The sequence below is a fragment of the Pelomonas sp. KK5 genome, assembly GCF_001984095.1.
Lineage (GTDB): Bacteria > Pseudomonadota > Gammaproteobacteria > Burkholderiales > Burkholderiaceae_C > KK5.
Genome location: NZ_LYVQ01000238.1, coordinates 1 through 10,049, shown reverse-complemented (window position 1 = coordinate 10,049; position 10,049 = coordinate 1). Strand labels below are relative to the sequence as shown.

General features: G+C 67.8%; 10 protein-coding genes. 7 read left to right on the top strand and 3 right to left on the bottom strand.

Translation table 11 applies throughout. The features are described from left to right. Both B0W88_RS33185 and B0W88_RS26235 read left to right on the top strand, forming a co-directional pair. Positions 1 to 376, top strand: a 376-nt coding sequence (locus tag B0W88_RS33185) for a hypothetical protein (protein ID WP_198937940.1), incomplete at its 5' end; no start/stop codon positions are given. After that, on the top strand, positions 373 to 1,113 hold the full coding sequence (locus tag B0W88_RS26235; RefSeq protein WP_077037542.1) for a hypothetical protein: 741 nt from the start codon (positions 373 to 375) through the stop codon (positions 1,111 to 1,113). The genes B0W88_RS33185 and B0W88_RS26235, both read left to right, overlap by 4 nt. Here the strand turns inward: B0W88_RS26235 and B0W88_RS26230 are convergent. Then, positions 1,094 to 2,806, bottom strand: coding sequence for an acyl-CoA synthetase (locus B0W88_RS26230; protein ID WP_077037541.1), 1,713 nt, complete (start codon positions 2,804 to 2,806; stop codon positions 1,094 to 1,096). The genes B0W88_RS26235 and B0W88_RS26230 overlap by 20 nt on opposite strands. 97 nt (positions 2,807 to 2,903) lie before the next feature. Here B0W88_RS26230 and B0W88_RS26225 point away from each other — a divergent pair, with 97 nt between their 5' ends. Further along, a complete protein-coding gene (locus B0W88_RS26225) occupies positions 2,904 to 3,215 on the top strand; it encodes an ArsC/Spx/MgsR family protein (protein ID WP_077037540.1) in 312 nt (103 codons plus the stop codon). A 99-nt stretch (positions 3,216 to 3,314) separates the two neighbouring features. Here the strand turns inward: B0W88_RS26225 and B0W88_RS26220 are convergent, their stop codons facing one another. Beyond that, positions 3,315 to 3,797, bottom strand: a complete 483-nt coding sequence (locus tag B0W88_RS26220) for a GNAT family N-acetyltransferase (protein ID WP_077037539.1) — start codon at positions 3,795 to 3,797, stop codon at positions 3,315 to 3,317. 58 nt (positions 3,798 to 3,855) lie between these two features. On the opposite strand from B0W88_RS26220, the gene B0W88_RS26215 reads away from it, so the two are divergent. Then, positions 3,856 to 4,770, top strand: a complete 915-nt coding sequence (locus B0W88_RS26215) for an alpha/beta fold hydrolase (protein ID WP_077037538.1) — start codon at positions 3,856 to 3,858, stop codon at positions 4,768 to 4,770. Here B0W88_RS26215 and B0W88_RS26210 read toward each other — a convergent pair. Beyond that, complete coding sequence (locus B0W88_RS26210; RefSeq protein WP_077037537.1) at positions 4,760 to 5,014, bottom strand: DUF4212 domain-containing protein; 255 nt, start codon at positions 5,012 to 5,014, stop codon at positions 4,760 to 4,762. The two genes, B0W88_RS26215 and B0W88_RS26210, sit on opposite strands and share 11 nt — an antisense overlap. Before the next feature lie 47 nt (positions 5,015 to 5,061). On the opposite strand from B0W88_RS26210, the gene prfB reads away from it, so the two are divergent. The 3 genes from prfB to B0W88_RS26195 all read left to right on the top strand — a co-directional run bounded on the left by prfB (position 5,062) and on the right by B0W88_RS26195 (position 9,945). After that, positions 5,062 to 6,166 (top strand): peptide chain release factor 2 gene (prfB, locus tag B0W88_RS26205; protein ID WP_144006981.1). Its coding sequence is split into 2 segments (ribosomal slippage): positions 5,062 to 5,142 and positions 5,144 to 6,166, totalling 1,104 coding nucleotides; the frame shifts between segments, so codons are not numbered across the junction. Positions 6,167 to 6,232: 66 nt separating this feature from the next. Next, complete coding sequence (pepN, locus tag B0W88_RS26200; RefSeq protein ID WP_077037536.1) at positions 6,233 to 8,917, top strand: aminopeptidase N; 2,685 nt, start codon at positions 6,233 to 6,235, stop codon at positions 8,915 to 8,917. After that, positions 8,914 to 9,945, top strand: coding sequence for a class 1 fructose-bisphosphatase (locus B0W88_RS26195; RefSeq protein ID WP_077037535.1), 1,032 nt, complete (start codon positions 8,914 to 8,916; stop codon positions 9,943 to 9,945). Before pepN ends, B0W88_RS26195 begins: the two co-directional genes overlap by 4 nt. Positions 9,946 to 10,049: the final 104 nt, after the last annotated feature.

Sequence of the window (10,049 nt, the reverse complement as noted above, 5' to 3'; positions counted from 1 at the left end):
GGAGACGGCCACGACGGCACCGCCCCCGTCGTCGAACGCGATCACGCCGGTGCCGGCAGATGCAGTACCGGCGCCGGCTGCCGCTCGCCCCGCGCCGCTGAACCTCGCCCTGCCCGCCGCCCCGCCCGCGTCCGCGCCCTTGCGCAACCCGGCGCTGGACGACCCGCGCGCCAACACGCGCCGCGCCAGCCTGGAGACCCGCATCGCGAACACGGTGGGCGACGGCGCCCTCCACGAGGAGGCGCTGGGCCCCGGCCGCAACCGCTTCCGCCAGGGCTCCAGCTGCGTGGAGACCGCGCAATCGCGCATTGCCCAGATCGACCCGATGAACGAAACGATGCGCGGCAGCCCGCGCCTGGTGACCCCATGCAAATGACCAAGACCACCCTGTCGATCCTTATCGCTGCCGTGCTCGCCAGCACCTCCGCCCGGTCCGCCGAGCAACTGGAGCGCGTCACCGCGGAGGGCAGCGGCCGCTCCAGCGTCCAGCCCTATGCGCCGCTCAATGCCATGCTCGATGGCCTGCAGAAATACGGCGAGGGCATGTTCCGGCTGGACTTCCGCATGCAGCCCGCCGATGAAAAGAAGGGTTATGCCATCACGCCGCCGACGCTGGCGCTGATGCATGCCGACTTCTACCGTCCGCTGACGATCGGCGCGGACGGCACCGTCGAGCTGCCCGTGCTGCCCGAGGCCGAGGCCAAGGACGCCGACATCGTCACCAACGAGCCCAAGGGCAGCCTGCGACTCAACGGCACGCTGGCGCTGAACCTGAGGCCCGAGCAGGTGGACCTGGCCACCGTGCGCCGGCTCGACCGCCTCGGCGACCGGCTGCGCAGCGAACTGCTGCCCTGGTATGCGCGGGTGTTCTTCCCGCGCTTCGGCGGCGTGCGCATCTGCAGCGCGCAGCCGGGCTGGGAGCTGCAGTGGCGCGATGCCCAGGGCCAGTTGCTGGGGCTGCCCCTGCCGCAAGCGAAGGACGAGCGCGACCCGCTGCTCAAGCCCGGCGAACCGGCCCGCGCCTGCGCCGTGCTGAGCGGCCGCGAGAACTGGCCTGATGCCGCGCGGCTGGTGGCGCCGGCCGGGACGACGCTCAGCGTCGCAGTGCGATAGAGGAGGCGCGTTCCTCTTCCTGCAGCCGCAGCACCCGCCGCTGCACCTTGCCGGTGGTCGTCATCGGCAGCGCTGCGATGAACTCGATCTCCTTCGGATACTCGTAGGGCGCCAGCGCCGTCTTCACATGGCTCTGGAGCTGGCTGACCAGCTTGTTGGTCCCCTTGAAACCGGGCGCCAGCACGATGTAGGCCTTGACCAGCGCGCCGCGCTCGACATCGGGCTTGGGCACGACCGCCGCATTGGCCACGGCCGCGTGCTTGACCAGGCAGTTCTCGATCTCGCTGGGGCCGATGCGGTAGCCGGCGGACTTGAACACGTCGTCGCTGCGGCCCTGGTACCAGAGATAGCCGTCGGCATCCATCGTGGCCATGTCGCCGGTGCGGCACCAGCTGTCGGCCGGATCGCCGCTGAACTTGGCGCGGGTGGCCTCCCCCTGGCCCCAGTAGCCGAGGAAGAAGACCGGGTCGGGCTGGCCGTGGACGTCGAGCCGGTGCACCGCCACGTCGCCGGGCACGCCCGGGGGGCAGGCCTTGCCCTGCTCGTCGATCACCGCGACGCGGTGACCCGGATAGGCCCGGCCCATGCTGCCCGGCCGCGCGGGCCAGAAGCGGGCGCAGTTGCCGACCACGTAGTTGATCTCGGTCTGGCCGAACATCTCGTTGACGGTGATGCCGAGCTGGTCGCGGCAATAGCCGAACACCGCATCGCCGACCGCCTCACCGGCGCTCATGATGGCCTGCAGCTTCAGGTCCGGATAGCGGACACGCGGCTCCGGCACGGCCTTCATCATCGCCTTCAGCGCGGTGGGGAACAGGAAGGTGTGGGTGACGCCGTTGGCCTGCATCAGCTCGAAGGAACGCTCGGCGTCGAAGCGGCCCTGGTAGGCGACGATCGTGCGGCCGAAGTACAGCGAAGGCAGCAGCGCGTCCATCAGGCCGCCGGTCCAGGCCCAGTCGGCCGGGCTCCAGAAGATGGCCTGCGTGCCCTGCTCCGGCGCTTCAGGATCGAAGCCGAACCAGTTCTGGCTGGCGATGAAGCCGCTGAGGTTGCCGATCAGGCCGCGCTGGGCCAGCAGCGCGCCCTTGGGCGGGCCGGTGGTGCCGCTGGTGTAGATCAGGATGGCGGCGTCATCGGCTTTCGTCTTCGCCGCGATAAAACGGGCGTCTTCGGATTGCAGGGCGGACATCCAGTCCACCTCGTCGCAGCCGGGCTGGCATTCGCCGACGACGATCATGTGCTTCAGCGCCGGCAGCCGCTCGCGCAGGCCGCGGATGTTGTCGAGCACCGCGCATTCGACCAAGGCGAGCACCGCGCCGCTGTCGTGCAGGCGGTATTCCAGCGCCTCGGGGCCGAACAGCATCGACAACGGCACGGCCACCGCGCCGAGCTGGTTGATCGCGATATGGGCCACCGCCGTCTCGAAGCGCTGCGGCAGCACGATGGCGACCCGGTCGCCGCGCTGCACGCCGCGCTTGACGAGCGCGTTGGACAGGCGGTTGGCCGCCCGCTGCAGCTGGCCGAAGCTGTAGTGCGCGCCGCAGCCGCCGTCGCTGTGGAACTGCACGGCCAGCGCGTCGGGCGTGTCGCGCGCCCAGCGGCCGCAGCAGACCTCGGCGATGCTGAAGTCCTCCGGCACCTGCCAGCGGAAGCTCGCATGCAACCCGGCATAACGGTCGACTTCAGCGGACATCGAATGGAATCCTTTCCAAAGGCCAGCGGCCGATGGTAGCCATCGCTCCTCGCCCGGTCCTCATGGATTCCCCGAACAGAAAAATACAATTCGGTCGATGATTACCCTGATCCACAACCCGGCCTGCTCCAAGTCGCGAGAGGCGCTGGCCCTGCTGCAGAGCCGGCTCCCGGCAGCATCTTTACAAGTGCGCGAGTACCTGCAGCAGCCGCTGGACCTGGTCGAGTTGAAGCAACTGGGACTGCCGGCGCGCGAGTTGCTGCGCGGCGAGCCTGACGGGCGCGACGACGACGCACTGCTTGGCGCCATCGCGGCGAATCCGGAATTGCTGCAACGGCCGATCGTCATCAGGGACGGCCGAGCGCTGATCGCGCGACCGCCTGAGCTGGCCCTGACCCTGCTCGATTAGGCACGGCCACCGTTCGCCCTGAGCCTGTCGAAGGGCCTGTGGCGAGCACTGCGGCTTCGACAGGCTCAGCCCGAACGGATCTTGGCTAAGGGATCCGGGCTAAGCGAACTTCGCCAGCGCCTCGCCGGCCACGCGGCAGATGCGCCAATCGGTCATGACGACCGCGCCCATCGATTCGTAGAAGCGGATGGCGTTCTCGTTCCAATCGAGCACGCTCCACTCGAAGCGGCCGTAGTCGCGCTCCACGGCGATCTGCGCGAGGCGCGTCAGCACCCGCTTGCCCAGGCCCGCGCGCCGGTGGGCCGGCTGCACGTACAGGTCTTCCAGGTAGAGGCCAGGCTTGCCGAGGAAGGTGCTGAAGTTGGTGAAGCAGATCGCGTAGGCGCAGACCTGGCCGTCGGGTGTGTCGACGACCAGCGCCTCGATGACCGGACGCTCGCCGAAGAGATGGCGGTGCAGCTTGTCCTCGCTCAGTTCCATCAAATGGGACAGATGCTCGAACTCGGCCAGTTCGGCGACCAGGCTCACGATGGCCGGTACGTCGCGAGGCTCGGCGGGGCGGAGGGTGTAGTCCTTGCTCATTGCTGCATTGTCGCGGCGCCGACAGCAGGATCAACGCGTCCGCACTACAGTGCCCCGCATGGACGCCACGACCTACACCGCCCGCCGCCCTCACCAGGACCGCTTCCTCACGATCCGCGGCCTGCGCCACCACCTGCTGCAATGGGGCGAGATGAGCCAGGTCACGGCAGACGAGCCCTTGCTGGTGATGCTGCATGGCTGGATGGACGTCGGCGCCTCGTTCCAGTTCGTCGTCGATGCCCTGAACGACGACTCGCGCTGCATCGTCGCGATGGACTGGCGCGGCTTCGGCCTCTCGGACAACGGCGGCTCCGACAGCTACTGGTTCCCCGACTACCTCGGCGACCTGGACGCGCTGCTGGACCAGATCAGCCCCGAGGCGCCGGTCGACCTGCTGGGCCACAGCATGGGTGGCAACGTCGTGATGACCTACGCCGGCGTGCGCCCGAAGCGGATCCGCCGGCTGATCAACCTCGAAGGCTTCGGCATGCCCGACATGCGGGCCGAACTCGCGCCCAAGCGCCTCGGCGACTGGCTCGACGAGCTGAAGACGCCGCAGCAGCTGAAGCCCTACGACAGCCTCGCCGGCGTAGCCGAACGGCTGATGAAGACCAACGCCCGCCTCTCGCCGGCCAAGGCGATGTGGCTGGCGCCGCACTGGTCGCGCGAGGACAAGGATGGCCAATGGATCATCCTCGGCGACCCGGCCCACAAGCGCATGAACCCCATCCTCTACCGCAAGGCCGAGATCGTCGCCGGCTGGGCCCGCATCGAGGCGCCGACGCTGTGGATCGAGGGCGACAGCACCGACATCACCAAGTGGTGGGGCAATCGCTATCCGCGCGCCGACTTCGAGGAACGGATCGGTGTAGTGCCCAAGCTCACCCGCCACACGCTGACCGACGCCGGGCACATGCTGCACCACGACCAGCCCGAGGCGCTGGCCGGGCACCTGCGCGATTTCATCGGCTGAGCCGGTCCAGGCGATTCATCGCCCAGGCATAGAACACGACGATCGCCAGGAACACGAACAACGCCCCCTGGGCCGCCACCCAGAAGCTGAACGGCCAGCCGAAGAAGCGCCAGCCGCTCAGTTCGCGGGCGAACCAGGTCAGCCCGAAGCAGACCAGCGCCCACAGCAGCAGCAGCGCGGCGGTGAGCCGGCAGGTGCGCTGCCAGTAACGACGATTCCGAGCGGATTGGTCCTCCCCAGTCATGCGGTCTAGTCTGCCATCTAAAATGACAGGCTAACCAGGAATCGCCCATGGACATCGAACGGATCAATTCGATCGGCACCACCCTCACCGATCTGCAAGCGCGCACCGACGCGCTAAGGGGGTATCTTTGACTACGACCGCAAGGCACTGCGGCTGAACGAGCTCAACGCCGCGCTCGAGAACCCCAATATCTGGAACGACCCGAAGCGGGCGCAGGAACTGGGCAAGGAGAAGCGCGCCGTCGAGACGGTGGTCGAGACCATCGACCACCTGCACAGCAACCTCGCCGACAACCTCGAGCTGTTCGAGATGTCCAAGGCCGAGGACGACATGGACGGCCTGGAAGCGATCGAGGGCGACGCCGCCAAGCTGCGCGAGAAGGTCGAGGAACTCGAGTTCCGCCGGATGTTCAACAACCCGGCCGACCCGCTGAACTGCTTCATCGACATCCAGGCCGGCGCCGGCGGCACCGAGGCCAACGACTGGGCCGGCATGCTGCTGCGCCAGTACCTGAAGTACTGCGAGCGCAAGGGCTTCAAGACCACGCTGGAAGACGAATCCGCGGGCGACGTGGCCGGCATCAAGAGCGCGACGATCAAGGTGGAAGGCGAGTACGCCTTCGGCCTGCTGCGCACCGAGACCGGCGTGCACCGCCTGGTGCGCAAGAGCCCGTTCGACTCCTCGGGCGGCCGCCACACCTCCTTCGCCTCGCTGTTCGTCTACCCGGAAGTCGATGACTCGATCGAGATCGACATCAACCCGGCCGACGTGCGCACCGACACCTTCCGCGCCTCCGGCGCCGGTGGCCAGCACATCAACAAGACCGACTCGGCCGTGCGCCTCACGCACATCCCGACCGGCATCGTCGTGCAGTGCCAGGACGGCCGCAGCCAGCACAGCAACCGCGACGTCGCCTGGAAGCGGCTGCGCTCGCGCCTGTACGACCATGAGATGCGCAAGCGCATGGAAGAGCAGCAGAAGCTGGAAGACACCAAGACCGACGTGGGCTGGGGCCACCAGATCCGCAGCTACGTGCTCGACCAGAGCCGCATCAAGGACCTGCGCACCAACTACGAGACGTCTGCGACGCAGAAGGTGCTGGACGGCGACCTCGACCCGTTCATCACCGAGAGCCTGAAACAAGGCGTCTGACCTTCTCTCTTCACGGCCCCGCTCGGGGCCGTTTTCTCTCAAGAACATATACAGGAGATGCCCCTCATGCGTGAAGGCACTGCCACCCTGATCCGCCGCCAGGACTACCTGGCCCCGGCCTTCTGGATCCGCGAGGTCGAACTGACTTTCGACCTGGACCCGCTGAAGACGATCGTGACGTCGAAGATGAAGGTCGAGCGCAACGCCAGCGTGGCCCACGGCCCGCTGAAGCTGCACGGCGAGGAGATCAATGTCCTGCGCGTGCTGATCAATGGCGAGAGCGTGTCATTCCGCACCGAGGATGATCAGCTGGTCATCGACAACGCGCCCGATGCCGACTTCGCGCTCGAGATCCGCAACACCTGCAGCCCGGAGAAGAACACCGCGCTGTCGGGCCTGTACACCTCGGGCGGCAGCTTCTTCACGCAGTGCGAGGCCGAAGGCTTCCGCCGCATCACCTACTTCCTGGACCGGCCGGACGTGATGGCCGTCTACACGGTGCTGATCCGCGCGGACAAGGCCAAGTACCCGGTGCTGCTGTCCAACGGCAACCTGCTGGAGCAGGGTGATCTGGAGAACGGCCGCCACTTCGCCAAGTGGCACGACCCGTTCCCGAAGCCCTCTTACCTCTTCGCACTCGTCGCCGGTGATCTCGTCGCCCGCGAGCAGCGCGTGCGCACCCGCGCCGGCAAGGATCACCTGCTGCAGGTCTTCGTGCGCCGCGGCGACCTGGGCAAGACCGAGCATGCGATGAACTCGCTGATCGCCTCGATGGTCTGGGACGAGGCGCGCTTCAATCTGCCGCTGGACCTGGAGCGCTTCATGGTGGTTGGAGTCAGCGACTTCAACATGGGCGCGATGGAGAACAAGGGCCTGAACATCTTCAACACCAGCGCGCTGCTGGTGTCGCCGGCCACCTCCACCGACGCGGACTTCGCCCGCATCGAGTCGATCGTCGCCCACGAGTATTTCCACAACTGGACCGGCAACCGCGTCACCTGCCGCGACTGGTTCCAGCTCTCGCTGAAGGAAGGCCTGACCGTCTTCCGCGACCAGGAATTCAGCATGGACATGGCGGCCACGCCGTCTGCCCGCGCGGTCTGCCGGATCCAGGACGTGCGCCAGCTGCGCGCGATGCAGTTCCCCGAAGACTCCGGCGCCATGTCGCACCCCGTGCGGCCTGACAGTTATGTGGAGATCAACAACTTCTACACGGCCACCGTCTACGAGAAGGGCTCGGAAGTCGTCCGCATGTACCAGACCCTGGTCGGCCGCGCCGGCTTCGAGGCTGGCATGAAGCTGTACTTCGAGCGCCACGACGGCCAGGCCGTCACCTGCGACGACTTCGCCCAGGCGATGGCCGACGCCAACCCCGGCTCGGAACTCAGCAAGCGCCTGGACGCCTTCAAGCGCTGGTACTCGACCCCCGGCACGCCGCACGTGAAGGCCCGCGGCGAGTACGACAGCATCTCGCGCACCTACACGCTGACCCTGAGCCAGCAGAACAAGGGCGCCGAGCCGCAGGTGATCCCGGTGTCCGTCGGCTTGATCGGCCGCGGGGGCCAGGTCTTGCCTCTCGAACTGCAGGGCGAAGCCGAGTTCCACGGCAACGAGCGCGTGCTGGTGCTGGACCAGGCGCAGCAGAGGTTCACCTTCCTGAACGTGTTCGTGGAGCCGGTGCCCTCGCTGCTGCGCGGCTTCTCGGCCCCGGTGCTGCTGGACGACGGCCTCTCGGACGCCGACCTGCTGACGCTGCTGACCCACGACACCGACGCCTTCAACCGCTGGGAAGCCGGCCAGCGCCTGGCGCTGAACCGCATCCTGGCTTCAGTGAAGAGCGGCACGCCGCTGCAGCTCGACGCCGCCTACATCGACGCGATGCGCTCGGTGCTGAACCACGCCGAGCTGGACGCCGCCTTCAAGGAACTGGCGCTGACGCTGCCGGGCGAGGCCTACATCGCCGAGCAGCTCGACGTGGTCGACCCGCAGGCGATCCACGCCGCCGTCGAAGCCGCGCAGCTGCAGCTCGCGCAGGCGCTGCGCGCCGACTGGATCGCCGCCTTCGAGGCCAACGCCCAGATCGCCGGCGGCTACCGCCCGGACCCGGTCTCGGTCGGCCGCCGCTCGCTGGCCAACCTGGCGCTGGCGATGCTGGTGCTGGACAAGGACGCCGGCGACGCCGCCATCTGGCAAGGCCGCGCCTACCAGCGCTTCAAGGACGCCGGCAACATGACCGACCGCCTCGGCGCGCTGACCGCGCTGGTGCATGCCGGCGCCGACCTGGCCGAGCCGGCCCTGGCCCGCTTCCACGAGCTGTTCAAGGGCGATGCGCTGGTGGTGGACAAGTGGTTCGCGCTGCAGGGCCGCGCGCCCGAGCGTGACGGCCGTGTGTTTGCAAAAGCGAAGCAGCTGATGAAGCACCCCGACTTCACGCTGAAGAACCCGAATCGCGCGCGCAGCCTGATCTTCTCGCTGTGCATGTTCAACCCGGCGGCGTTTCATCGTGCCGACGCGGCGGGCTATGTATTCTGGGCCGACCAGGTGCTGGCACTCGACGCGATCAACCCGCAGGTGGCCGGCCGCCTGGCCCGCGTGATGGACCGCTGGACCACGCTGGCCGCGCCCTACCGCGCGGCAGCGCTGGAGGCGATCCGCCGCGTGGCTGCCAAGCCCGAACTGTCCAACGACGTGCGCGAGATCATCGAGCGCGCCCTCGCCTCCGATACCGTTACCTTGGAGTCCAACGCATGAGTGCATCAACCCGTCGCATCAGCCTCACCCAGTACCTGATCGAGCAGCAGCGCCTGCACGGCCACCTGCCGCAGGAACTGCGCCTGCTGATCGAGGTCGTCGCCCGCGCCTGCAAGCGCATCGCGATCAGCGTCAACAAGGGCGCGCTCGGCGATGTGCTCGGCACGGCCGGCTCCGAGAACGTGCAGGGCGAGGTCCAGAAGAAGCTGGACATCATCGCCAACGAGGTGCTGATCGAGGCCAACGAGTGGGGCGGCCACCTGGCGGCGATGGCGTCCGAGGAGATGGACGACATCTACGCGGTGCCCAACCGCTATCCGCAGGGCGAGTACCTGCTGCTGTTCGATCCGCTCGACGGCTCGTCCAACATCGACGTGAACGTGTCCATCGGCACGATCTTCTCGGTGCTGCGCAAGGTCAACAACAGCCGCGGCGTCAGCGCCGACGACTTCCTGCAGCCCGGCAAGCAGCAGGCCGCCGCCGGCTACTGCCTGTACGGCCCGCAGACGATGCTGGTGCTGACGGTGGGCGAAGGCGTGGCCATGTTCACGCTGGACCGCGAGCAGGGTTCCTTCGTGCTGACCGAGGAGAACGTGCGCGTGCCCGAGGACACGCAGGAGTTCGCGATCAACATGTCCAACCAGCGCCACTGGGACGCCCCGATGCAGCGCTATATCGGCGAATGCCTGGATGGCGCCGAGGGCCCGCTCGGCAAGAACTTCAACATGCGCTGGATCGCCTCGATGGTGACCGACGTGCACCGCATCCTGATGCGCGGCGGCATCTTCATGTACCCCTGGGACAAGCGCGAGCCGAAGAAGCCGGGCAAGCTGCGCCTGCTGTACGAGGCGAACCCGATGTCCTTCCTGATCGAGCAGGCGGGTGGCGCGTCGACCAACGGCCGGCAGCGGATCATGGGGCTGAACCCGACCGAGCTGCATGAGCGCGTGGCGGTGGTGCTGGGCTCGAAGAACGAGGTGGAACGCGTGACCGCGTACCACCTCGAGGCGGACGAGAAGGCGGCCTGAGCGGCACTTCGTTCGCGTGAGGGTCGGGTTGCGAGCCCGACCCTGCACGCCGCCGGGCTCAACTGCGCCGGCCGGCCTGCGGCCGGCTCCCCTCGGTGCTCGGC

Excerpts from the sequence above, each read along its gene's own strand:
- B0W88_RS26235 (WP_077037542.1), top strand. The coding sequence starts at position 373 with ATGACCAAGACCACCCTGTCGATCCTTATCGCTGCCGTGCTCGCCAGC.
- B0W88_RS26230 (WP_077037541.1), bottom strand. The coding sequence starts at position 2,806 with ATGTCCGCTGAAGTCGACCGTTATGCCGGGTTGCATGCGAGCTTCCGC.
- B0W88_RS26225 (WP_077037540.1), top strand. The coding sequence starts at position 2,904 with ATGATTACCCTGATCCACAACCCGGCCTGCTCCAAGTCGCGAGAGGCG.
- B0W88_RS26220 (WP_077037539.1), bottom strand. The coding sequence starts at position 3,797 with ATGAGCAAGGACTACACCCTCCGCCCCGCCGAGCCTCGCGACGTACCG.
- B0W88_RS26215 (WP_077037538.1), top strand. The coding sequence starts at position 3,856 with ATGGACGCCACGACCTACACCGCCCGCCGCCCTCACCAGGACCGCTTC.
- B0W88_RS26210 (WP_077037537.1), bottom strand. The coding sequence starts at position 5,014 with ATGACTGGGGAGGACCAATCCGCTCGGAATCGTCGTTACTGGCAGCGC.
- pepN (WP_077037536.1), top strand. The coding sequence starts at position 6,233 with ATGCGTGAAGGCACTGCCACCCTGATCCGCCGCCAGGACTACCTGGCC.
- B0W88_RS26195 (WP_077037535.1), top strand. The coding sequence starts at position 8,914 with ATGAGTGCATCAACCCGTCGCATCAGCCTCACCCAGTACCTGATCGAG.